General features: G+C 63.2%; 17 protein-coding genes. 3 read left to right on the top strand and 14 right to left on the bottom strand.

Translation table 11 applies throughout. The annotated features are described in order from the left end of the window. The first annotated feature begins 69 nt into the window (after positions 1–69). Entirely contained in the window at positions 70–2364 is a 2295-nt protein-coding gene (locus X946_RS00315; RefSeq protein ID WP_038742950.1) for a glycoside hydrolase family 3 C-terminal domain-containing protein, read from the top strand. Positions 2365–2461: 97 nt separating this feature from the next. Next, the gene (locus X946_RS00320) at positions 2462–3712 is read left to right on the top strand and encodes an ABC transporter substrate-binding protein (RefSeq protein ID WP_038742952.1); all 1251 of its coding nucleotides are present in this window, start codon (positions 2462–2464) and stop codon (positions 3710–3712) included. Between the two features lie 399 nt (positions 3713–4111). On the opposite strand, the gene X946_RS00325 is transcribed toward X946_RS00320, so the two are convergent. From X946_RS00325 to X946_RS00375, 11 genes are all read right to left on the bottom strand, one after another. Then, entirely contained in the window at positions 4112–6517 is a 2406-nt protein-coding gene (locus X946_RS00325) for a glycoside hydrolase family 3 N-terminal domain-containing protein (protein WP_038742954.1), read from the bottom strand. Between the two features lie 88 nt (positions 6518–6605). Beyond that, positions 6606–8048 (bottom strand): aldehyde dehydrogenase family protein, encoded by a 1443-nt coding sequence (locus X946_RS00330; protein WP_038742956.1) that lies wholly within the window; start codon positions 8046–8048, stop codon positions 6606–6608. After that, on the bottom strand, positions 8045–9265 hold the full coding sequence (locus X946_RS00335) for a fumarylacetoacetate hydrolase family protein (RefSeq protein ID WP_052144958.1): 1221 nt from the start codon (positions 9263–9265) through the stop codon (positions 8045–8047). Before X946_RS00335 ends, X946_RS00330 begins: the two co-directional genes overlap by 4 nt. Positions 9266–9398: 133 nt before the next feature. Then, positions 9399–10472 carry a porin gene (locus X946_RS00340; RefSeq protein ID WP_038743306.1) on the bottom strand — a complete coding sequence of 358 codons (1074 nt, stop codon included), beginning with the start codon at positions 10470–10472 and terminating at the stop codon, positions 9399–9401. A 275-nt stretch (positions 10473–10747) separates the two neighbouring features. Next, complete coding sequence (locus tag X946_RS00345) at positions 10748–12535, bottom strand: IlvD/Edd family dehydratase (protein ID WP_038742957.1); 1788 nt, start codon at positions 12533–12535, stop codon at positions 10748–10750. Then, positions 12528–13415: an SMP-30/gluconolactonase/LRE family protein gene (locus tag X946_RS00350; protein ID WP_038742959.1), complete on the bottom strand. Its 888-nt coding sequence runs from the start codon at positions 13413–13415 to the stop codon at positions 12528–12530. Before X946_RS00350 ends, X946_RS00345 begins: the two co-directional genes overlap by 8 nt. After that, positions 13412–14179: an SDR family NAD(P)-dependent oxidoreductase gene (locus tag X946_RS00355; RefSeq protein ID WP_038742961.1), complete on the bottom strand. Its 768-nt coding sequence runs from the start codon at positions 14177–14179 to the stop codon at positions 13412–13414. The genes X946_RS00350 and X946_RS00355 overlap by 4 nt, the downstream gene beginning before the upstream one ends. 50 nt (positions 14180–14229) lie before the next feature. Beyond that, positions 14230–15396 (bottom strand): ABC transporter ATP-binding protein, encoded by a 1167-nt coding sequence (locus X946_RS00360; RefSeq protein ID WP_052144959.1) that lies wholly within the window; start codon positions 15394–15396, stop codon positions 14230–14232. Positions 15397–15475: 79 nt separating this feature from the next. Continuing rightward, a complete protein-coding gene (locus X946_RS00365; protein ID WP_235363969.1) occupies positions 15476–16306 on the bottom strand; it encodes a carbohydrate ABC transporter permease in 831 nt (276 codons plus the stop codon). A gap of 2 nt (positions 16307–16308) precedes the next feature. After that, on the bottom strand, positions 16309–17226 hold the full coding sequence (locus X946_RS00370; protein WP_226383119.1) for a carbohydrate ABC transporter permease: 918 nt from the start codon (positions 17224–17226) through the stop codon (positions 16309–16311). 36 nt (positions 17227–17262) lie between these two features. After that, positions 17263–18567, bottom strand: a complete 1305-nt coding sequence (locus X946_RS00375) for an extracellular solute-binding protein (protein ID WP_038742967.1) — start codon at positions 18565–18567, stop codon at positions 17263–17265. 449 nt (positions 18568–19016) lie between these two features. Here X946_RS00375 and X946_RS00380 point away from each other — a divergent pair, with 449 nt between their 5' ends. Then, positions 19017–20054: a LacI family DNA-binding transcriptional regulator gene (locus tag X946_RS00380; RefSeq protein WP_038742969.1), complete on the top strand. Its 1038-nt coding sequence runs from the start codon at positions 19017–19019 to the stop codon at positions 20052–20054. A 301-nt stretch (positions 20055–20355) separates the two neighbouring features. Here X946_RS00380 and X946_RS00385 read toward each other — a convergent pair whose 3' ends face one another. From X946_RS00385 to X946_RS00400, 3 genes are all read right to left on the bottom strand, one after another. Further along, on the bottom strand, positions 20356–21567 hold the full coding sequence (locus tag X946_RS00385) for a porin (protein ID WP_052144960.1): 1212 nt from the start codon (positions 21565–21567) through the stop codon (positions 20356–20358). A gap of 1059 nt (positions 21568–22626) precedes the next feature. Continuing rightward, the gene (locus X946_RS00395; RefSeq protein WP_038743311.1) at positions 22627–23139 is read right to left on the bottom strand and encodes a chemotaxis protein CheW; all 513 of its coding nucleotides are present in this window, start codon (positions 23137–23139) and stop codon (positions 22627–22629) included. 37 nt (positions 23140–23176) lie between these two features. Then, complete coding sequence (locus tag X946_RS00400) at positions 23177–24934, bottom strand: methyl-accepting chemotaxis protein (RefSeq protein ID WP_038742973.1); 1758 nt, start codon at positions 24932–24934, stop codon at positions 23177–23179. Positions 24935–25464: the final 530 nt, after the last annotated feature.

Genomic DNA, 25464 nt, shown 5'->3' on the forward strand with positions numbered 1-25464 from the left:
GAACGCAATCCGTCCGTGGGCGGGTTACACGCTGTCTTCGATAATCGAACGCCGACTGGAGGAACCACGATGGACAACACGCTGCACGAGGCCGCCGGCCTGGTATCGCGCATGACGATCGAGGAGCGAGCGCGGCTCCTCTCCGGCGACGGCTGGTGGCGAACGCACGCCGTCGAGCGCCTCGGGCTGCCCGCGATCACCTGTTCGGACGGGCCGCACGGTCTGCGCAGACTGCAGGGCCTTTTCGGCGACAGCGTGCCGGCCACCTGTTTTCCGACCGCGACCGCGCTGGCCGCGACCTGGAATACCGGCCTGATCCGTGAGGTCGGCGCGGCGCTCGGACGCGAGGCGCAGGCAGCCGATGTGCAGATCCTGCTCGGCCCCGGCGTCAACATCAAACGCTCGCCGCTCGGCGGCCGCAACTTCGAATACTTCTCGGAAGACCCGTTGCTGTCGGGCCGCATGGCAGTCGCGTACATCGATGGCGTGCAGGGCGAAGGCGTCGGCACGTCGCTCAAGCACTTCGCGGTGAACAGCCAGGAAACGCAACGCATGGCGACAAGCTCCGACATCGACGAACGGACGCTGCGCGAGACGTACCTGCAGGCCTTCGAGATCGCGGTGCGCGAGGCGCAGCCGTGGTCCGTGATGAGCGCTTATAACCCGGTCAACGGCGTTTATGCATCGGAGCATCGCGAATTGCTGACGGATATCTTGCGCGACGAGTGGGGCTTCGAAGGCTTCGTCGTGTCGGACTGGGGCGGAATCAACGACCGCGCGAGCAGCGTGGCGGCAGGCACGAACCTGGAGATGCCGGGCAGCGGCGATTACAACCGCAACCGGATCATCGCGGCCGTGCGTGACGGACGCTTGTCGAACGAGACGCTCGAGCGCGCCGCGACCGAACTCGTGGCCGTGGCGCTGAAGGCGACCGCCGCGAAGAAGCCCGCCTTCGCCTTCGACGCCGACGCGCATCACGCCCTCGCTCGGCAAGTCGGCGGCGAGTCGATCGTGCTGTTGAAGAACGAAGATGGCGTATTGCCGCTGCGCGCCCGCCAGAAAGTCGCGCTGATCGGCGATTTTGCGAAGGCGCCGCGGTATCAGGGCGCGGGTAGTTCGCAGGTCAACCCGATCCGCGTGACGAACGCCTTCGACGAGTTCGCCACCTTGCTCGGCGCGGACAGACTGTTGCACGCGGCAGGCTGCGACGCCGAGGGCGACACCGACGACGCGCTGCTCGCCGACGCGGTGAACAAAGCCGTGTCGGCGGACGTGGCGATCGTCTTCGTCGGCTTGCCCGATAGTTACGAATCGGAAGGCTTTGACCGCCGCTCGATCGACATGCCGCCCGGCCACGTGCGACTGATCGAAGCCGTAGCGATAGCGCAGCCGAACATCGTGGTCGTGCTGCTGAACGGCTCCGCCGTCGCAATGCCGTGGATCGACGGCGTCAAGGGCGTGGTCGAGGGCTGGCTCGGCGGGCAAGCCGGCGGCGGCGCGCTGGCGGACGTGCTCACGGGACGCGTCAATCCGTCGGGCAAGCTCAGCGAGACCTTTCCGGTTTGCATCGAGCAGACGCCGGCCTTTCCGGCCTTCCCGAGCCATTGCGGCCATGCGCTTTATGGAGAGGGGCTCTTCGTTGGCTACCGGCACTACGACATTCGGGATATCGAACCGCTGTTCCCGTTCGGCTTCGGCCTGAGCTATACGGAGTTTGCGTATACCCGCATCGAAAGCGGCACGGCCGCCTTCGATGCCGATGCAGGCGGCTCGATCGCCGTCGATGTGACGGTCAGGAACGTCGGCGCTGTTGCGGGGCAAGAGGTCGTGCAGCTCTATGTGCACGAGCGCGCACCCGCGCACCCGGGCCCTGTCAACGAACTGCGCGCGTTCGACAAGGTCATGCTCGCGCCCGGCGAGGAAAGGACGCTGCGCTTCGCGCTCGGCCGCCGCGACTTCGCGCACTACGATCCGCAAGCGCAAGCATGGTCGGTGAACCCGGGCGAGTTCGATGTGCGCGTGGGAGGATCGTCACGCGATCTGCCGCTGCAGGCGACCCTCCACGTGCGGGCGCGCCCGTTGGCGAGGACGCTCACGCGGCAGTCGCTGGTGCAGGATTTCAGCCGGATGCCGGCGGTGTACGAAGAATTCGCGCGCGCGCTCGGATTCGCCGAACTGGTCGAGCCGGCGCCCGAGGCATCGTCCGCCGACATGACGCGGGAGCAGATCACCGCGGCGCGCAAGGCGCGCATGGCGACCCGCGCGTTCGTCGACGAAATGCCCATCAACAAGGTGCCGGCGTTCTCGAAAGGGCGATTGAGCGAGGCTCGGCTCGACGAGATTTTGCGCATCGCGTCGGCGTAGCCCGAGATCGGCGATTTACACGTTTTGATTTTTCGACGCACTCTGGCGGCGTCAGGGAAGCGTTCCTTTTTCGATCAGGTGTCTGGGGGAGATAAGAATGAAAGTCGGCAAATTCATGGGCGGCCTGTGCGCCGCAGGCCTCTTGTCTGGCGCAGCGGCATCGGTGCAGGCCGCCGAAGCCGTGTCGGTGCTGCACTGGTGGACGTCGGGCGGCGAATCGAAGGCCGTTGGCGTCCTCAAGAGCGACATGCAGAAGCAAGGCTACGCGTGGAAAGACTTCGCGGTCGCGGGCGGCGCGGGCGCCTCCGCGATGACCGTGCTCAAGACCCAGGTGATCTCGGGCAACGTGCCGACGGCCGCGCAAATCAAAGGCCCGCTGATTCAGGAGTGGGCCGAGCAAGGCGTGCTCGCGCCGATCGATTCGGCCGCCGGAGACTGGAAGAAGAACCTTCCGCCGCAGATCGACAAGATCATCCGCGCCAACGGCCATTACGTCGCGGCGCCCTTCTCGGTGCATCGCGTGAATTGGCTGTACATCAACAAGGCCGCGCTCGACAAGGCAGGCGGTAAAGTGCCGACCACATGGCCGGAATTCTTCGCCGTGGCCGACAAGATGAAGGCCGCGGGCATCGTTCCGGTTGCGATGGGCGGCCAGCCGTGGCAGGACGTGACGCTGTGGGAAGGCGTGGTGCTCTCGCAGGGCGCGGACTTTTACAGGAAGGCGATCGTCGATCTTGATCCAAAGACGCTCACGTCCGACAAGATGGTCCAAGTATTCGACACGGTGCGCAGGATTCAATCGTACTTCGATCGCGGCCGCGCCAGCCGTGACTGGAATCTCGCGACGGCGATGGTCGTCAACGGCAAGGCCGGCATGCAGTTCATGGGCGACTGGGCGAAAGGCGAATTCGCCGGCGCGAACAAAAAGCCGGGCAGCGACTACATTTGCGCGGCGGTGCCGGGCACGGACAAGGCGTACACGTTCAACGTCGATGCGTTCGTGTTCTTCCAGCAGCCGGGCCAAAAGGAAGCGACGCCCGGCCAGCTCGCACTCGCGAAGACGATCATGTCTCCGGCGTTTCAGGAACAGTTCAGCCTGTACAAGGGCTCGATTCCGGTGCGGCTTGGCGCGCCGATGGCGAAATTCGACGACTGCGCCAGGAAGTCCTACGCGGACGAACAAACAGCGATCGCCGGCAACGGGTACGTGCCGTCGCTTTCGGGCAGCATGGCTCAATCGGATGCGATCGCCGGCGCAATCACCGACGTCGTCACCACGTTCATGAACTCGAACCAGGATTCGAAGCGCGCGGTTCAAGCGCTTGCGAAGGCTGCGAAGACGAAGTAAACGAGTGTCGGCGCCCCAGTTGCGATCTTGCTCGCGACTGGGCGTCGTCAGTGAAACCTTGAGATGCAAAGGGGACTGCTCGAGGCCTGTCGATGCGCGCCGGCGACGGCAAGGCGCCATGGCGCGCCACGTTTCGCTTGCTCGCCGGCGCGGCCGTCCGATTGTCCGGACTGCCGCGCCGATCCACGGCACGTCCCGGCCGACGCGGCATCGATACGCTTTTGACCGTCGAGTCTTCCGCCTCGCGCGGCAGAGCGCCCGCGAAATTACCGCCCCCCGGCGTTTCGGCCGTTACGGTCGACATTTGCGAGGGCATCCGCGGGGCGCGATACGTCTCTATTCGCCATGCCGAACGGTTGGCCGAAGCCGGTATCGCGCTCTCGACGTCATCGTCGCCGCTCATTCGAATACGCTGACGTCGCAAAGCATGCGCCAATTGCGGCCAAGCGTGCGCACTTCCTGTCCCGATACGGTCAGCGTGCCGAACAGATCGATATCGCGGCTGGAACTGCCGATCATCAGATCGAACTCCCCGGGTTCCACGACGCGCTCGCCACGCTCGTCGGTAAAGTTGAGCATGTCGACCGGCAATCGGACCCGTACGGTTCTGCGCCCGCCCGCCGGCACGAAAACGCGCTGGAATCCCTTGAGTTCGCGCACCGGGCGCACGACCGATGCAATACGGTCACGGACGTAAATCTGAGCGACGTCTGTTCCATCCCGCTGGCCGACGTTTTCTATCTCGAAGACAAACTCGAATACCCCGCTGGCCACATCGGCGTGGCTGTCGATCAAATCAAGCGCCCCGTAGCGAAACCGCGTATACCCCAAACCGAATCCAAACGGATAGCGCGAGCCGAAATGGTAGGCGACAGGCGTGCCTGCGCTCTTCAGTTTGTGGTTGTACACGTAGGGCACCGCGCCCGCGCTTTTGGGAATCGACAACGGCAGGCGGCCGCTAAAGTCGGCCGCGCCGGAAATCAGCTCGGCGATCGCATCCGCTCCGCCCTCACCCGGCGCAAAGGCGACGATATGTGCGGCCACCACCTCCTCCAGCCCTCCAAGGTTGTAGGGGCGTCCCCCCGTCTGTACGACGACCGTCGGCGTGCCGCTCGCGACGACGGCCTCGAGCAGCGTCTGCTGCACGCCCGGCAGTTCGAGGCTATCGGTATCCGAGCCCTCCCCAACGGTGCCGGACTGGAACAGCCCTGCGAGGTCGCCGACAAACACGAACGCGACCGCCGCCGATCGTGCCGCGGCGACAGCGGAATCGATTTGTCGGAGGTCGCGGCTGATTGGAGCCTGCCGATTCTCATCGAGCGCGCGCGCCATATCCACGTCGCCTGGAAACACCGGCGTGCCCGCGCGCCGCTCCTGAATAATCTCGCACCCCTTCGCGTAGACGACGCGATCGGCAGCGAATCGTTCCCTGAAAGCCTGCAGCGGGGTTTTCACGGGCGATCGCGCATCCTTGCCGGTCGTGATCAGATGGACCGGGAAGCTATAGCCGGCGAGCAGCGCGAGGGGATCGTCGGCAGTCGGCCCAATGACCGCCACACGATGCTCCTGCGCTGCACGAACCGGCAAAGTGCCGTCGTTCTTCAGCAGGACGATGGATTCGAGCGCGGCTTGCCGCGCGAGCGCCGTGGCGTCGCCGCCGCTCACGTTCACGCCGTCGGGGTCCGCATAAGGGCGCTCAAAAAGCCCCAGCCGGAATTTTTCGGTCAACACTCGCGACACCGCGGCATCGATCGCCTCCAACTCGATATCGCCGCGTTCGATCGCGGTTTTCAAGTGCAACGCGCACTCGTGGCCGGGAAGTTCGACATCGAGCCCGGCATTGAACGCCAATGCCGCGGCTTTCGCCTCGTCTTGCGCGACGCCGTGATGGGTGAGGAGCAGATTGACCCCGGCATAATCGGCAACAACCAGTCCGTCGAATCCCCATCGACGGCGCAGCGTGCCTTCGATCAATGCCTGATCCGCATGACAGGGAATGCCGTCGATATCGTGATAGGCGGGCATGACGGACCCCGCGTCGGCCAGCTTGACCGCCATCTCGAACGGAAGCATGAAGATATCGTTGAATTCCCTCGGTCCGATGCGCACGGGGGCGTGATTGCGCCCGCCCTCGCTCGCCGAATGCCCGGCAAAGTGCTTGAGCGTGGCGAGCAGATCCCGTCGCTCGCCCTGCAGTCCCTTGACGTAATGACAAGCCAGCACGCCCACCAGATAGGGATCTTCGCCGAACGTCTCCTCCGTGCGTCCCCATCGCGGATCACGCGACACATCCAGCACCGGCGCGAGCCCCTGGTGGCAGCCGATCGAACGCGCTTGCAGGCCGATTTCTCTGCCGACCGCCTCGATCAGCCCCGGGTTCCAGGTGGCGGCGTAGTTCAGCGGCGAGGGAAACAAGGTGGCGCCGTCGATCATGAGGCCGACCAGGCATTCCTCGTGAGACATTACCGGGATACCCAATCGGGTATCCTCGACCATCCGGCGTTGCAGTTCGTTGAGCGCCCGGACACCTTCGCGGGCGTCGACCGCATGGGTCCCGAGCGGCCGGGTGATCTGCCCGAGGCCGTGTGCGAGCAGCGTATCGACCGTAATGCCGGTCTGGCGCTGAGCAAAATCCGCGATTCGCCAGGTATGTTTCCCGTCGGATGACAGTTCCAGCCAACCGGCATGCAACTGGGCAATCTTTTCGTCCAGATGCATTCTTGCAAGCAGGTCGGCGACGCGCTCCCGGATTGGCGCATTCGGATTGCGATAAAGGGCGGAGTCTGTTGCGTGATCGATCGACATAAGAACTTTCAGGAGGATATTCAGGATCTGACGTGACGCGTCGCCCGCGCTCGCTCCGATTCAATCGCAGCAAGCAAGGCGAACCGCATTAAAGATCGCCAGGATTGATGTAGGCCGTTTTAATGGTGGTGTAGAACTCGCGCGCATAGGCGCCCTGCTCGCGCGGACCGTAGCTCGAGCCCTTGCGGCCGCCGAACGGTACGTGATAGTCGACTCCGGCTGTGGGCGTGTTGACCATCACCATCCCTGCCTGAGCGTGCCGCCGGAAGTGTGTCGAGTATGTCAGCGAGGTCGTGCAGATTCCCGCTGACAAACCGAATTCCGTATCGTTCGCGATCGCCAGGGCGTCTTGATAGTCGGCGGCCCTGATGATCGTCGCGACAGGGCCGAACACCTCTTCGCGATTGATCCGCATTGAATTGGTCGTGCCGGTGACGAGCGCGGGCGCCAGAAAATGCCCGTCCGTCAGGCAGGTCACGCGTTCTCCGCCGTGAATTTCCGCGCCCTCGCCGCGGGCGACATCGAGATACGCTTCGACCTGCCGTAGTTGAACGGCGTCCACGACCGGCCCGATCTGTGTGCCCGGCTGCCTCGCGTCCCCTACTTTCAACGCACGGACCCGTTCAGTCAGCCCTGCCACGAAGCGATCGTGAATGCCCGCGGTCACGATCAGGCGGCTCGATGCCGTGCAGCGCTGGCCGGCAGAAAAAAAAGCGCCGTTCAGGCTGGCCTCGATTGCGATATCGAGATCCGCATCGTCCAGAACGACCATGGGATTCTTTCCCCCCATCTCCAACTGGATGCGTTTTCCCGAGTCGAAACACGCTCTTCCGATATCGCGGCCGGTGGCGACCGAACCTGTGAAACTCACTGCGGCAACCAGCGGCGACTTCACGAGCGCCGCACCGACCACCGAGCCGGGCCCCATGACCAGGTTGACGACGCCGGGCGGCGCGCCCGCTTTCTCGATCATCCCGATCAGTTCCCACGCACTCGCGGGCGCCTGCGCCGCCGGCTTGAGGACAACGCAATTTCCGTAGGCGAGCGCCGGCGCAATCTTCCAGGCGGGTATCGCAATCGGAAAATTCCATGGCGTAATCAGGCCGATCACGCCCAGCGGCTCGCGCGTCACTTCAACCGTCAATCCGGCTCGAACGGAAGGCAAGACGTCGCCGTTGAGCCGGAGTGCCTCGCCCGCAAAGAACTTGAACACCTGAGCGGCGCGCGTCACTTCTCCGATCGCCTCGGCAAGCGTTTTCCCTTCTTCCCTGGCGAGCAGGTCGCCCAACTCGTCCTTGCGTTCGAGAATGGCGTTCCCTGTTCTATCCAGCACATCGAAGCGCTGCTGCGGCGTCGATACGCTCCAGCGATCGAACGCGCGACATGCGGCGTCGATCGCCCACTGCGTCTCTTCCTCGTCGGCCTGAGCCACGTGACCGACGACGTCCGCCGTGTCCGACGGATTGATGTTCGGCAAGAAGTGGCGGCCCGGAATCCACTTGCCGTTGATGAAATGAGTGAACTGTCTCATTGTTTCGTCCTCGAGGTTGCCGCGACAATCGGCTTCGGCGATTTGCTCGCCGCACCGACGTATCCTCTTCGCGCGAGATTGCCGTAGAGCGCGCGCACGCCGAACGTCCACGGCGAAATTTCGGTAGACAGCCGAACGGTATTGATCAGCGAGCCGATGGACGGCGTCGAAATCGTGACGACGTCGCCGGCGTGATGCGTAAACCCTTCGTCGCGAATATCGCGATCCTGGATCGGTGAGAACATCGTTCCCAGAAACAGCATGAAGCCGTCCGGATACTGATGATGGCGACCGTACGTTTGTGCGACGAGGTCCAGCGGATCGCGGCTGATCTCGCGCATGTGGCTCTTCCCTTCGAGGACGAAACCGTCGTCGGCGCCCTCGATGCGAAGACAAACGCTTGCTGCTCTCACGCTGTCGAGCGTGAACTTCTCGTCGAACAGGCGCACGAACGGACCGATCGCACACGATCCGTTGTTGTCCTTCGCCTTGCCGAGCAGCAACGCGGATCGCCCCTCGATGTCGCGCAAATTGACGTCGTTCCCCAGCGTCGCGCCAACGGCCCTTCCCGCACTATTGACTGCAAGGACGATTTCCGGCTCAGGGTTGTTCCAGCTCGACATCGGATGAAGTCCGACATCGGCGCCGAACCCGACCGAAGCCATCGGCTGCGATTTTGTGAAGACCTCGGCGTCCGGGCCGATGCCGACCTCCATGTACTGAGACCACGCGCCGTTTTGCAGCAACGCCTCTTTCAGCTTCGCAGCGGCCTCGGACCCCGGCTTGATCTCCGACAGATCGGCCCCGATAAGCGTCGTGATCGCCCGTCGCATCTCATGAGAATTTTTTGCGTCTCCTCGCGCACTCTCTTCGATCACGCGCTCCAGCAGGCTAACCGCGAATGTCACGCCGCACGCTTTAATGGCTTGCACGTCGCACGGAGCCAGGAGCCTCGCCGGCGAAACCGCGCCCGGATCAAGAGCGTCCTTCAGAATGTCGTCGATCGAGCCCAGGAACTCGCCCTCGCCGTAACGGACGATCTCCAGAATATCGGGACGCTCGAAGAGATCCGACGTCGTAGGTCCGAACCGGGTGATATCGACAACACATCCGTCTCTGACCGTTACGACCGCCGGACCGTCAACGGGTGCGCTTCGCCACACGCGTCCGACGAGCAAGGCATCGCACAAATCGACCGGCAAATTTGTCTCGTTCATATCTGATCTCACCGAACTCTCTCAAAAGTTCATCGTGCATTCGACGATGAAGCGCCCATCGCGTCGCACCAAAGCCGTTTCCGCACATCCGGAGGAACGACGTCCTACCGGCATCGCGCTCGCCAAACGATATTTAGAACGTGTGCTGAATACCGGCATAAACACCGGTTTGCGCCTGCCCCGGTAACGGGCTCGTCGAACTGCCCGGCAGATTCGCTTCCAAGCCGAACGTTCCCGTCTTGCTGTTTCTGACCGTGGCCATCTGAAAATCAAGCAATGTCCGCTTCGACAGGTTGTATGTGCCGCCCAGCGTGTACATCGTTGCGTTACCGTTGCCGTGATTCGCATTCACGTGGTAGATCGCCGCGATCAACGACGCCTGCGCGTCAACCTGGCATGACACGCCACCCCATATCTGGTTGGTCACCGACGGAGCGCCCGGCGCGACCTGGCCGGCGTGCGACGACAGCCACACCGCCTGCAGCTTGAACGGAGCCAGAAACACGTTGGCGCCCACGAAATACTCTTTGGAATACTGAAAGACATCGTCGAGCGCGCCGTTCGCGGGATTTCTCACCTCGTCATATGTGCCCCGGATCTGGAAGAGCGGCGCGGTATAGGTGATCTGAAAACCGCCTTGCCGCCCCTGAGCCGTCGTGCCGTTTCCATTCCAGTTCGTCGCGTTCGATAGTGCGTACTGGGCCGCGAAATCAAACCCATGAAACGCGGGCGACTGATACGAGATGTTGTTGCTCGAAATCGGCCAGCTCCTTCCGCGCACCAACGAAGCCGACGACCACGATGACATGATGAACGGGTCGAAGTCCCACGTTCCATATGAAATGAATAACTGGCGGCCTACCTGCAATCTCCCGTAACGCGGGTTATCTAAACCGATCGCCGCCCACCGCGTCCATATCGAGTTCGGAGCGCTGAATTGTCCATTCGTGGCGTTGAAGCTATTTTCGAGTTTGAAGACAATGTCGGTGTTCGCGCCAATATCTTCCTTGCCGGTCAATCCCCACAGGCTGGTCCCCCAGTCTCCACTCTCGGCACGGAAGCGCGAACTTTGACCGCCGTGCGGATTCGTGACCGCGTTCATGTATTCGATTCCCGTATCAATGCGACCGTACAACGTGAGGCCGCTTTCGGCATACGCCGGTGCTGCACCCACGGCAAAACCGGCTATCAAACACGCCTTCCTCATCATGCTCCAAACCCTCCATCTACCTTATTCGGGCCTTTTATGGATGCAACACCATTTGCCAGGCGCCCGATTCATTACGCAAACACATCATTTAGTTATACAAAATATATTGGCGTGATGCCTTCATGAAGTCGCACTTCCCGCTGCTCGGTTCTTCCGGGCAGGAATCGGACCGGTGACTTTGCTGGCTCAGCGGTTCCTGGCGCATCGCCCGATATGGCGATCAGGCGCCGCCGGCAAGACAGCGGAGGAGTTCAGTCAACTCATGGCGATGTTCAGTGATTGTGCCGAGCAGGCGTGTGAGCAACGCCGCGATACTTGACGGCCAACTCCATGCATGCGCCGTGCTCCAATTGGCCGACAGTCGAGCGATAGATCTCCTGCCACGGCGTCTGATTCGGCCTCACCGGCGGCGCGCCTTCCTCCGTGCGGCGACGCTGGCGCTCCGATTCGGACACCAGCATGTCGCACGTTCCGGCATTCAGGTCGATGCGAACGACATCGCCGGTTCGCAGCAGCGAGAGGCCTCCACCCGCCGCGCTTTCCGGCGATGCATTGAGGATCGAAGGACTATCGGATGTGCCGGACTGACGCCCGTCGCCGAGCGTCGGCAAACTGGTCACGCCGTGCCGGATGAGCGCGTCGGGAGGCTGCATATTCACGACCTCCGCCGAACCGGGCCAGCCCACCGGCCCGGCGCCGCGAATCACGAGAATGGTTCGCTCGTCGATGCCCAGTGCCGGGTCGTTGATTCGAGCGTGATAGTCGTCCGAATCTTCGAATACCACGGCGCGGCACTCGAACACGTTCTCGCTTCCCGGCGTCGCCAAATAGCGTTGCCTGAACTCGTCGGAAATGACGCTCGTCTTCATGATGGCGAAATCGAACAGGTTGCCGCGGAGCACCAGGAAACCCGCGCGCTCCATCAGCGGAGCGGTGAACCGCGCGATCGCCTCCCGGTCGACGCTCTCCCGTCGTGTGAGGTTCTCGCGCATGGTGCGTCCTGTGACAGTAGGACGATCCACTCTCAGCCGGCCGGCTTGCATCATCTCCCACATCACGGCCGGAACGCCGCCCGCGCGATGGAAGCGCTCCCCCAAATATTTGCCCGCGGGCTGCACGTTCGCGAGGAGCGGCACATCGTAACCGTAGGCCTTCCAGTCGTCCGGCGACAATGTGACGCCCGCATGGCGCGCCATCGCCATGATGTGGGGTTGGGCATTCGTCGATCCGCCGATCGCGGCGTTCACTGCGATCGCGTCCAGAAAGGCGTCGCGAGTCAGAATCGTCGATGGCCGTTGATCGTCGTACGCCAATGCGACGATACGACGTCCGGTTTCGTATGCGACCTGTGCGCGCTCGCGATAAGGCGCCGGGATGGTCGCGCTGCCGGTCAGCGACAACCCGAGCGCTTCAGCCAGAGAATTCATCGTGAGCGCGGTCCCCATCGTGTTGCAATGCCCCGCGGACGGTGCGGAAGCCGTGGCGATCCGTAGAAATTCCTCACGATCGATCTCACCTGCGGCCAATCGCCTGCGGCCCTTCCAGATGCTCGCCCCCGAGCCGGCCGGTTCGCCGCCATACCAGCCGTCGAGCATCGGGCCGCCGGACAGCACGATGGCGGGGATGTCCACGGTGCTGGCCGCCATGATCTGCGACGGCGTGGTCTTGTCGCAACCGGTGGTCAGCACAACGGCGTCAATGGGGTATCCATGCAAAATCTCCACCAATCCGAGGTAGGCCAAATTTCGATCGAGCGCAGCCGTCGGGCGGCGGCAGTTTTCGAATACCGGATGGACGGGAAACTCGAGCGGTATCCCGCCGGCATCTCGAATGCCGTCGCGAACCCGCCTGGCAAGTTCAAGGTGAATGCGGTTGCAGGGACTGATGTCACTGCCCGACTGCGCGATGCCGATGATCGGTTTGCCCGAGCGCAATTCAGCCGGCGTCATGCCGTAATTCATGAATCGCTCGAGATACAACGCCGTCATGTCGATGCGATCCGCGTTGGCAAACCAGTCCTGCGAACGGAAGCTTCCCCGGGCGCGGCTCTTCTCACTCATTGCAGAATCCCTCCGTGCAAAATGCCTGCGGCTGGCCAGGCACGTCCGCTCGAAACTCGAAGAGCCCGCCCGCATGCGGCTGCCGTTGTAAAGCGGTGTTCGACAATCCTTTCCGGGCGGTCGTCACATACACCGTTCGTAAATCGTCTCCGCCGAAAACCAGCTTGGTGACGTTGTCGCAAGGGAAATGTATCTGGTCGGTCAGCGCGCCATCCGGCGAAAATCGTTCGATTCGGGCCCCGCCGAAGAGGGCGACCCATACGAATCCGTTCGCGTCCACTGCCATGCCGTCCGGATATCCGCCTCCCGATATGGAGACGAATCGGCGCTTGCGCGCGAGCATTCCCTCCTCATCGACGTCAAACGCATAGATGACGCGATTCAGCGTATCGGCGTGATACATCACGCGGCCGTCGGGGCTGACGGCTGGGCCGTTGGTGATGACGTAGCCTGTATCGCAGGCAATTGGCCTGCCATTGGGCTGGACGCGGTACAACGTGCCTCGCGCCTGTCGCTCGCTGTCATCCATTGAACCAAACCACAGCCGCCCCCGCCGATCGACATAACCGTCGTTCAGCCGGTTCCCCGGGATGTTCGATTCGACGTCGATGATCTTGAGGAATGCCCCGGTGATCGTGTCGAATCGATAGATGCCGTCCTCGAGGCCCGACGCCAGCCCGCCGTCGGCCAGCGGAGCGAGAAACCCCGGTTGCGCGGGCGCCGCCCACGAACTCGCCTGCCGGCTGTCGACATTCAGGCGATGCACCCGCTGGCTCTTGATATCGACGAAGTAAACCGAGCGCTCGGCGTCGCTCCAGATCGGACCTTCGCCGAGCTCCGCGGCGACATCCCAAATGCAGATCGGTGCGGTTGTCTTCATGCGCCGTACCAACCCGCATCCACGAAATATGCCCGCCCCGAGCAACGGGCGGAATCGCTGGAGGCGAGGAACAATGCCATGTTGGCCACGTGCTCCGGCTCTATCCGCAGCGGCAGACATTGCCCTTCGATGATCTTCGCTTCGCTTTCCGGAGATTGCCAGAGCTTCATCTGTCGAGGGGTACGCACCGCTCCCGGCACAATGCAGTTGACCCGGATGCCATATGGTCCGAGATCGCGGGCAAGCCCGCGAGTCAGGCCTTCGATGCCGGCCTTGGCGGTCATGTAGATGGACAGGTCTTTCAACGCGAGATGCCACGAGATCGATCCGAGATTGACGATCGATCCGCCGCCGGCTTCACGCATGCCATTCGTCACGGCCTGCGAGCAAAAAAAATGATGCTTGAGGTTGACGGCGAGCCGTTGGTCCCAGTCGCTGCTTGTAACGGATTCGACGGTGTTCCGATTATCGTTTGCCGCATTATTGATCAACACGTCGACGGGACCGGCGCCCGCTACGACCCGTTCGAACGCGCGCCCGATGGCGCCGACGTCCCGCAGATCGCACGAGACGAACGTCGGCGGGCATTCGGCCCGGCGGTGCGTAGCCTCGAGTGCGCTGGACTCCTCTTGTGCGATGTCCAGAAAGAACACTCGCGCGCGTTGCCTCACGAACGCCTCCACCATCGCGGCGCCGATGCCGCTTCCCCCTCCGGTGACGACGACGGCCTTCCCCGCAAGGCTGGGATAGATTGTGTGGGACATGATCGTTTCAGTTGTATCGATGGGTTGGCGAGTGGCGGAAATGGGCGAGATCATGCCGATCGCAGCGGGTAATCGCGCGCGCGCCCGACGTCGAGGCGCCGCAATGCGAGGCCCTCGTCATCAAAGACATGACAGAAATGGGGAGAAGCCGTCAATGTGATCGGTTGCCCACCCGCCAGATCGACGTCGCCGCTGAGCTTCGCGATCACATTAGCGTCGCCGTTCTGGCCAATACTTGCGTGCAGATACGTGCATTCGCCGAAGCGCTCGACCCGACGCGTCCTTGCGCGGATGATTTGACTGCGGGTGTCGCCGTCCGTAATGACGAGATGCTCGGGACGCATGCCCAAGGTCACCTCCATTCCGACGTGCGCGTTGGCTCCGCTCACGGATGCACGCAATACTTCGCCGCCGAGCAGGCAAACCGTCACGCCGCCCGCATCGACAGCGGCAATCCGGCCTCGCACGATATTCATCCTCGGCGAGCCGATGAACTCCGCGACGAACCGGCTTCCCGGCCGATGGTACAAATCCAGCGGCGAGCCGATCTGCGCAATGCTGCCGTGGCGCTCCACGTCCGCACCCGCACGCAACAGCACGATCTTGTCCGCCAGCGCCATAGCCTCGGTCTGATCGTGCGTGACGTAGACGGCGCTCGCCTGGTTAAAAGCTTTATGAAGGCGTGCGATTTCGATGCGCGTCTGGACGCGCAGCGCGGCGTCGAGGTTCGACAACGGCTCGTCGAAGAGAAACACTCCCGGCTCCCGAACGATGGCCCGCCCGATGGCGACACGCTGCCGCTGCCCGCCGGACAGTGCCGCCGGCTTGCGCTCCAGCAGCTTATCGAGTTGCAGCGACGCTGCGGCCTCGCGGACCTTCCTGTCGATCGCGGCCGAATTCAGCTTGGCTTGCCGCAGGCCAAAGGCCATGTTCTCGTAGACGCTCATGTGCGGATAGAGCGCATAGTTTTGAAAAACCATGGCAACGCGCCGCTGGGACGGATGCACTGCGTTGACCAACTTCCCGTCGATCCGCATCTCGCCGCCGGTGATCGTTTCGAGGCCCGCGATCATCCGCAGCAGAGTCGATTTTCCGCATCCGGACGGCCCGAGAAACACGCAGAATTCGTTCGTGCCAACCTCGAGGTTGATGTCGCGAATGACGGGGGGATTGTTGCCGTACGCTTTATGAATGCTTGCGAGACTGATGCTTGCCATGATCCACTCAACTTGAAGTCAGGATGCGATCCCGCACCCGGGACGGGGGCGGTCGTTCGGGTCATGCCTGCTGTCGTTGCTACCCTTTCACGGAGCCCGCCATCATCCCTTTGATGATCCGCTCCTGTCCGAAGGCATACGCCGCGATCAACGGAAGAGATGTGAGCGTGACGACGGAAAGCATTGCCGGGACATTCGACGAATACTGCCCCTGAAAATCCCACACGGCGAGCGGGAGCGTTCGATGGTCCGGCGTCGATGTCAGCACATAGGCAAAGATGAATTCATTCCACAACGCAACGGCGTTGTAGATTGCAACCGTGGCTAGGCCTGGTGTCGACAGCGGGAAATAGATTCGCCAGAAGATCGTGAACCGCCCGCAGCCGTCGAGCTGCGCGGCCTCCTCCAGCTCATGCGGTATCTGCTTCATGAACTCGGTCAAAATGAATATGGAGATGGGCAGGCTGAGCGCCACGTAGGGTCCCACCAGCGCCAGCGACGTGTCGTACAGGCCGATGTTCCTGATCAGCAGGTAGATGGGCACCAGGGTGGCGTGAAGTGGTACGATCATCGCCGCGACGACAACGCCGAAGAGCGGCCGGTTGAAGCGAAACTTGATCCTGGCGAATACGTACGCGGCCATCGAACTGAACAGGGCGATGAAGATCACGGACACGCCGACCACGAAGACACTATTGCGAAGGTAGATCAGGAAAGCGCCGTGAAGCACCTCCGTGTAGTTCGATAAGTCGAACCGCGCGGGCAGCGCCCACACCGACGTCGAATAGGTTTCCTCTTGCGACTTGAGACTCGTGAGCATCACGAATATGAACGGCGAGGTGGTGACGGCCAACCATATGAGCGCGAGCAGGAAAATCATCGAACGGCCCTTGCGTGAGTGATTGAGCACGATTAGACCTCGTGTGAATAGCGTCGCGTCGTGCGCAATGCGATCGCGGCAACCAGCGCCACGATCACGAACATCGCGGAAGCGATTGTGCTGCCGTAACCGAGCTGGAATGAACTGAATACCGTCCGGTACATATAGGTTGCCATCAGCTCGGATGAGCTTTCCGGCCCGCCGCCCGTCATGACGAATATCAGGTCGAAGTAACGCAAGGAGCCCAGCACGGACAGGAGCATCGCGGTCCGGATCGTGCCTTGCAGATGCGGCAATTTGATACGCCAGAAGATTGTCGACTCGGAAGCGCCGTCCAGCCGCGCAGCCTCGCTCAGCTCAGGCGAAAAGGAAGACAGGCCGGCGAGAAACAGGATCATGTAGAACGGAACGTTCTGCCAACAAATCACGGCGATCGTGGAGGCCAACGAAAAGCGCGTGTCCCCCAGCCAGTCCTGAGCGAGCGAGTCCCATCCCAATCCGTGGAACGCCGCGTTCAACGGGCCGAAGTTCGGGTCATAGACGTTCTTGAACAGCACGCCGATTGCGACGCTGGACATCAGCAGCGGCAGGAAATACAGGATCTTGAGAATTCTCGACCCCTTCCCCGCCATATCCAGCAGGACCGCGAGCGCAAGCGCGATCGGCAATTGAATGAGCACGGAAAACAATGCGAGCAGCAGATTGTTGTACAGCGCCTTCCAGAAGACCGAATCATGTGCGAGTCGCATCCAATTGGCCAATGCCACGTAATGCGTGTCGCTGCCGAGCCCATTCCAGTCGAACAACGAAAGTTCGAAACTGGAGACGAGCGGATAAAGCAGGAACACTGCCAGCAACATCATTGATGGCGCGAGCAGACACACCGTGGCCAACCACTGCGATGATGTCCGGGGCCGCCTCATCGGCTCGACGGCAAATGTCGCATCCAAAGCTGTCTCCTGTTTCTCGTTCGTTCGACTGCCTGCCTATCGGCCGGCTTCCGCCTTGGCGGCATCTTCCATTTGGGCCGCGGCGGCCTCGGGCGTCACGGACAATCCAAATAGCGCCTGTGAAATGTCCTTATGCCGTTCCCCAAGGCTCGGCGACAATTCCTGGTCGTACCAGAGCTGGACGTTGGGCGCCTGCGCGATCAGCGTCTGCATTCGTTTCAGGAAGGGATCGGAGAGCGCGAGATTCTTGACAGGAGGAATGCGCGCGTCGGCCAGTTTGGCCTGCACCGAGGCATCGTCCGTCATCGTTCTGATTAGCCTGAAGGCGCCATCTCGCTCAGGGCATTGCGCCGAGATGCTCAGGAAGCTGTCGCCGACGGTCCCGACTACGTCACGAGGGTCCCCCTTGCCACCCGGCATGCTCGGAAACGGGAAGAAATCGAGTTTCCTGTAGAACGCCGGATTCTCTTTCTGAATCGTGGATGCCTCCCAGCCGCCCATCAGTTCCATTGCAGCCCGGCCGGAATACAACAGCCGCCGCGACACGCCGGTGTCGTAGTCGAGTCCGTTATAACCCTGCGCGAACGCACCGGCCTTGACGAGTTGCTGCAGGTACTTGCCGGCCTCGATGAACACCGGGGCGGCGAAGCTGCCGCCCGCGGCTCTTTGCGCCGCGCGACGGAAAACATCGGGGCCACCCAGGCGGTCGACCAGATACATGTAGTACATCGATCCGGTCCACTTGCTCTTGTTTGCCAACGCAAACGGTGCGATTCCGTGCGAAGTGAATACCTTCACGACCTTCATTAATTCGTCCCACGTCGTTGGCGGCGCGAGGTTGTATTGCCGGAACAGATCCTTGTTGTAGAAAATCACCGCGACCGCAGTGTTCTCGGAAGGGATGCCATAAATCTTGCCGTTGAATGTGACGGCTTGCCACGATGTAGGCAAGAACCTGTCGCGAAAGGCCGGGTCCTTCTGCAAAAAAGGCGTGAGGTCGACGACCTGCCCCGCCTTTACATACTCCCGCAGCGGACCGCCTCCCCAGGTATCGAACACGCAGGGCGGCTGCTCCGCGCCGAATGCCACCTTCAGCTTTGCCTTGTATGCGTCGTTGAGAATGTGCGAATCCTCGACTTTGTAACCGGGAGTCTGCTTTTCGAAACGATCCGCGGCCGCGCGAGCATTCTTCGGCGCATTACCTTCGGTCTGGTGATCCCACGCGACGATGACCTTGTTCGCCTGCGCGTGGGCGCCTTCCGCGTAGAGCATCGAACCGGCGAACAGCAGCGCGGCGGTACCCAGGATGTGTGCAGACTTCAGACGTTTGACTACGGGCATGCATGTCTCCGCATCGTTTCATCTAATCACATGGAACGTTATCGATAACGTTAATTGATGTTAGGGTTGCGCCATCCGGACCGCTATTCGGGTATACCCATTATTTGTGCGATGCAAGCCAGCGAAGGGTTTGACGAGTCCACGCAAAACCGCGACGCTTCGCGCGAGCACCCATCGTTACGACGTGGTCAGTGCGCCACCCCTCTTATTTTGCAAAGGAGCGCAGGCCTTCCGGCCGATTCAAGCGGGAGCGCATCGTCGCACGCGGGCACGGCTCGGAGCAGCTTCGCGCGTTGTCACCGGCCCTGATAGAATGCGGCCGGTAAGCGTGACGTTATCGATACCGTACGAACGGAGCCTCGGATTCGCAGCAGCGCATGCATCCGCACGCGCAGGACATGCCGAGCGGCAGCCGAGGAGCACCAACCGCTCTTTGCGAAGCCCATGCAATGACTAAGCAAATTCCTACTCTCGCCCATGTTGCAAGAATCGCCGGCGTGTCGCAGATGACTGCCTCGAGGGCGCTCAACGATCGCCCCGGCGTATCTCAGGAGACGCGCGAGGAAGTGCTGAGGATTGCTGCGGACATTGGATATGTCATGAATCGCAGCGCGCAGAAACTCTCCGGCGGGCGTAACGGCATCATTGGGATCGTGACGCCGATGCTCGACAATCAATTCGTCGGAGAACTGATTGTCGGCGTCGGCAGAGCCGCGCGAGCCGGCGGCTACGAAATCCTCGTGTACACCGTGTTCGACGAAGACCGACATTCGCACCACGGCGTCCTCGGGCTGATGAAGCAATTCACCGACGGCGTGATCGCCATCCTGCCGAGGGAATCAGTCTACTTCGACGCGCTGGCCGCGGCGCGCGTGCCCGTCGTCGTGATTGACCAGCGCGGCACGCTAGCCGGGTTTCCCTCCGTTTCCGTCGACAACTATGGCGGTGCGCTACGGGCCGTCGAACATCTGGTCGAACTCGGGCACAAGCGCATTGCCTTCGTGTCGGGCGACGAATCGATCGAAGGCGTGCGCGACCGACGACGAGGCTATCTGGATGCGATTGCGCGATTCAATATGCCAAACGACCCGGCACTTCTCGTTCAGGGCGGTCTCTCGCAGATGAAGGCATTCGACGTTGCGTCGCAATTGCTCGCTTTGCCCGACCCTCCGACCGCGATATTCGCGGCGAACGACTTGAGCGCCTTTGGTGTGATCGCTGCAGTCCGAGAGGCGGGCAAGCGAGTTCCCGGCGACATTTCGGTCATCGGATTCGACGACATACCGATGGCGTCGCAGGTGCATCCGTCGCTGACGACGATACGACAACCCTTTCCGCAAATGGCGCGCGCCGCCGTCAATACGCTAGTGGCACAAATCGACAGCCCGGAATCGGTGGCGCCACGCATCGTATTGCCCGCCGAACTGGTGATCAGGCAGTCCACCGGGCCTGCGTCCAACCGCGTTGAGTCGCCACAGGTCCGCTAGACGCTTGCGAGTGCGTCGGAACGCCGCCGCGATCCGCAGCGCAGCGGGGCGTGGGCCAATGTTTTCTTGCCGTCGATCCACTTGTGTCGCGCGGCGAGGGCTTTGATCTTGTCGTTCGTGGTTTCCGATGACGAGCGGTCTTGCCGACGCGGTTGCCGTGGTGCCCGTTTGCGCGGCGCTTCTCGCATCGCGAGCGCCATGGCCGAGGATTGTCGTCGCGTTCGCTGCGTTCGGCGCGGGCACGTCGCAGTCCGCGCCGCCGATGATCGCGACCGTCCCGCGGCGACGCGACGCGCTCCGGCTAGAACCGATGCCGCAATCCCAGCGCGACGACGACCTGATTGCCGTTCGCGGACGGCGTCAGCGTCCAGACCGACGCATTGAATGCCGGATTGCCGTTGCCGCCGCTCACGCGCTGATAGACGCCCTCGATGTACGCGTCCGTGCGCTTCGAGAATGCGTAATCGGCTTGCGCCACCACCTGATTCCACTTCGGACGGGTTTCGCCCGAGTGCGTATCGAAGCGACCCATCGTATAGGTGTACGCGGCCGCGACACTGAAACGGCTCGTGACCAAGTAGCGTCCGTCGATCGTGAAATTGTCGAACACCAGCGAATCGCCGCTGAGCCTGGCGATGCCGCCGCCTTGAAGAACGCCCGCCACGTCGTCGGTCGCCGAATGGGACCACGCCGCGCCGATCGAGTGCAAACCGAATGCATATCGCCCGGCGACGGCCCAGATCTGCTGGCTGCCGCCCGTGATCGTCGCCGAGCCGTCCGTCGTGCTCACCGCGCCGTTTGCATTGGCCGCGTTCGGGTCCCGGTTGATTTTCAGATATCCCGCGCCGAGCTTCAACGGGCCGTTCGCATAGGAGAGCCCCGCGCTCCATGCCGCGTTGTTGCCGAACCGGCCGGCCGTGTTCGAGAAGCCGTACATCATGCCGAAGGTCAATCCGCGATACGTCGGGCTCGTGTACTTGATCGAGTGGTTGATGCGGATGTTGCGGTTCGAGTCGTCGTTGTCGTACGGATGAACCGCGAGATTGCCGCCCCAGCCGGGGCCGGAAGCGCCGAGCGGCGTCGCGAAATCCAGGACGAGATCGTACTGGCGGCCGAGCGTGAGCGCCCCGCCCGCTTTCGATTTCACGCCGATCCAAGCCTGGCGGCCGAACATGTCGACGCCTTTTTGCGACAACGCGCCGTACGCCGACGAGAACCCGTTCTCGAGCGCGAACACGGCTGACAGTCCGCCGCCGAGGTCTTCGGCGCCGCGCAGCCCCCAGCGAGACGCATTCAGCGCGCCGCTCGTCACGGCCCAATTGCCGCTTCCCCGCGAACCCGCGGCATTGGTGCGCTGATTGCTCGCGTAGGTAATCGACGTATCGATCAAGCCGTACAGCGTCACGCTGCTCTGTGCCTGGGCCGAACCCGTGCCGAAACCGGCGAAACAAGCCGCGACGACGGTGGCGGCAATGCCGCACGGCCAGCGACCGCAGGAAAGCGGCTCATGCATACCGGTTGAAGTCGCCTCGCGTGCGGTTTTATATAGTTGGTCATGCATATTATTTGTTATGTTGTTCGACGCGATTGGCGATGCGCGCCCTTGCGCCGATCGACGGACGGAGCGCAATTATCGAAGACGGCGCGCCCGCCGATTAACGGGCGGAACAGGAAAGGTCCTCTGCAAAATCAGGCGCAATCGGATCGCGCCGCTTGTTCGGCGGATCGGGATTCTCGCGGGATTCGTCCGGTTTCGGCCGGGATCTCCGTGCCGTCTCGCCGCGCTGACGCCGTACGCCTTCGTCGCGCCGGCTGCGCGCATGCGGCACGCACAAGGGGGCGCGGTCGAGCGCGTGCCGTCATGCCGCTCGCATTCCGATCGCCATGGCAGCGCACCATCATGCTCGATCGCACTTGCTTCGCGTGGCGGCACCGCCCTGCTTCGCGCGGATTCTTCTGGCGCCCGCGCCGAAGTCGCATCGCTCCACGCACATCGAGTCACCTGCTTGCCCGGTCGCCTTGCAGTCGAGCGGACCCGGGCGTTCCTCCGCGCCCGCAACCCGCAGGCATCGTCGCGCCGCAGGCGGACGAACGGCCTGCCTGCGGCGCGCGCATGCACCGAATCACCCATTACCGCCGCATCGAACGCGGCATCGAAGCGACCGGTCTCGATGCCGGTTGCCCGTTACCGGGACGCCGCCGCGCTCGCGGCGTGCGGCGTACCGCTCGTCACGTTCACGCCGGGCAGCGCGACGCTGTCGATTCAGGTGCTTGCGGGCGACGGGCGGGCTCGCGGCGCGCGCGGGCGAAGCGGTCTTCAGTCTTCATTCCGCGGAATTGCAGGCTCGTCGCGCCGCTCGTCCGGTCGACCGCGATGCCGGCGCTCGGCTTCGCGCCCGCCCCGGCGACATTCTCGGCCGGACGAACGAGCGCAAGGTGACGCGTCATGTCGACGAGCGCCGAGTCGCGCGCGGTGACGCTCGCCCGCACGAGCCGGCCGGGCGCGACGGGCGGTGCCGGCAGCGTCGGCGCGATCGCCGCGCGCCGAAGCCGGCCCGGCGGCGACATCCGCTCAGGAGACGAGCCCGATGTCGGCCGCCGTGATCAGCCGCTCGATGTCGAGCAGAATCAGCATTCGGTCGCCGTCTTCGCCCGCGATCGACCCGAGGTCCGTGATGAACCCGGTATTGATCGCCGCGCCGAACTCGGGCGCCGGCCGCCGGTCGGCCGCCGCGAGCTGGAGCACGTCGCTCACGGCGTCGACGACGACGCCCACCGTGCGCGCCGCGACGTTCAGCACGATGACCACCGTCGACGTGTTGTACTCGGCCGATTCGAGCGCGAACTTCAGGCGCAGGTCGATGATCGGCACGATCACGCCGCGCAGGTTGATCACGCCCTTGATGAACGCCGGCGCGTTCGCGATGCGCGTCGGCTCCTCGTACGACCGGATTTCCTGCACGCGCAGGATGTCGATCCCGTATTCCTCGGCGCCGAGCCGAAACGTGACGAACTCCTGCGCGTCGCGCGCCGCGTCCTGCCCGCCGGCGCGCGCCGCTTGCGGCGCTTCCAGAATTGCATTCATTGCGTTGTCCTCCAGGCGCATCGGATGCGCGTCGCGGTCAGAACGTCTGCCAGTCGTCGGTTGCGGTCGCGGCGGCGAGAGCCGGCGCGGGCTTGCTGAACGTCGGCGCGGCGTGGGCCGCACGCGGCGCCGCCTCGCTGCGCTTCGCCTTCGCCTTCGGCTTGGCGGGCGTTTGCGCCGCGTGCTGCGCGTGGTGCGCATGTTGCGTGTGCTGCGCCGCGCCGTCCGTGTTCGCTCGGAAGAACGCGACAGCCTGCGTCAGCTGGCGCCCCTGCTCTTCGAGCGACTTCGACGCGGCCGCCGCCTCTTCGACGAGCGCGGCGTTCTGCTGCGTGACTTCGTCCATCTGCGCGATCGCCTGATTGACCTGCTCGATGCCGCGGCTCTGCTCGCCGGACGCCGCCGCGATCTCGCCCATGATGTCGGTCACGCGCCCAACCGCCTGCGTGACTTCGGTCATCGTCTTGCCCGCTTCGCCCGCGAGCGTCGAGCCGTCGTGGATCTTCTGCACCGATGCGCTGATCAGGTCCTTGATTTCCTTCGCCGCGCTCGACGAGCGCTGCGCGAGGCTGCGCACTTCGCTTGCGACCACCGCGAAGCCGCGCCCCTGCTCGCCCGCGCGCGCCGCCTCGACGGCCGCGTTCAGCGCGAGGATGTTGGTCTGGAACGCGATGCCCTCGATGATCCCGGTGATTTCCGCGACCTTCTCGGAACTCTGGCTGATGTCGGTCATCGTGTCGACGACCTGCCCGACCACCGCACTGCCCTTTTGCGCGATTTCCGACGCATTCGCCGCGAGCGAGCTCGCCTGCTGCGCGTTTTCAGCGTTCTGCCGGACGGTCGACGTCAGCTCTTCCATGCTCGACGCCGTTTCCTGCAGCGACGAAGCCTGGTGCTCGGTGCGCGACGACAGATCCTGGTTGCCCGTCGCGATCTGGCTCGATCCGGTCGCGATGCCGTCCGCCGCGGTCCTCACCTGCCCGATCAGCCGCACGAGGCTCGCCTGCATGTCGCCCATCGACGCGAGCACGCTGCCCGACGGCGCCGAATGCGCGCCCGCTACCGGGCTCAGATCGCCGTTCGCGACGCGCCGCGTGACGTCGCCGAGCGCCGCGGGCTCGGCGCCGAGCGAGCGCATCAGCCCGCGCGCGATGAGGATCGCCGCGATCACCGCCGCGCCGAGCGCGGCCGCGCAGAGGCCGATCAGCAGCAGGCGCTGGTTCGCATAGTGCTCGGACGATTCGCGCACCATTTCCTGCGCGCGGCCGCGCGTGTAGTCGCTGTACGCGTTCGTCGCCTTGACGAGCTGAGCGAGCAGCGGCCGGCACTGATCGTTCATCATCGTGATCGCTTCGTCATGCCGATTGTTCAGCGCGGCGTTGACGATCGCGAGCGCGACCGGCCCGTATTGCGCCTCGATGCGGTCGATGTCGGTGACGAGGCTGCGCGCCTTGTCGGTCGAATCCGACGCGTTCGCGATCAGCTCCTTCAGCCGGCGCAGGTTCGCCTGCACGTCATCCTCGGCTTGCATCACGGCGGCCTTTTCGAGCTCGACGTCGGCCGGCTTCGTCACGAGCACGAGATTGCGAGCGGCGATCGCGCGCCGGTCCACCGCCGTGCGCACCTGCTCGACTGCTTCCGCGCGCGCGCTGATGCCGCTCACATAGTTCGCGAAGCGATCATTCGCGTCGCCGAGCGCGTGCAGCGCGAGCGCGGACACGAGCAGCACGAGCCCGACCAGCATGCCGAACGCAATCGTCAGTTTCGCGCTCACGGTCAATTTCTGAAAATTCATGTATCACCTCGATTCATCCAACATCGGAACATGCGTCGCGCCGTGCGATGCATTGCCGTCTTCTAACGGCTGCGCCGACGAATGCTTGAGGCATTTTTCGGTATGCAAATCGTTTGCGTAAGGGTTTACGGGCCGAGGCAATCGTTTCGACGGCCGAAGTGTCAGCGATTCGTCAACTAATCGCGAAGCTTTGTCGGGCAGCGCGTCGCGGGCGGTCAGGCCGGCATCGATCGATGATTCGCATCACCGATCGATTTCCGGCGGAAGAAGCGTCGCAGTGCGAAGCGCATCGGTCACTTTGGGCGGAATGGAGGGCGATCGCGTCTTGGCCGTGAATGGCAACGATGCGCCGCGGATCAGCCGCGCGGGCCGATCCGCGCACGGAGGCGAGATTCGACCGAAAAGCCACGCGCGCGCTCACTGCCGAGCGCGGTGCCGCGACGGCTGATCAATGTGAAGGACTGCGGAATCCGGAACCCGTTTCAAACGAACGCGCGGCCGGGCGGCTTCCCGAATTTGGGCGATGCGGC

Origin of the sequence: Burkholderia sp. ABCPW 111, from assembly GCF_000773065.1 — a bacterium.
GTDB classification, from domain to species: Bacteria; Pseudomonadota; Gammaproteobacteria; order Burkholderiales; family Burkholderiaceae; genus Burkholderia; species Burkholderia savannae.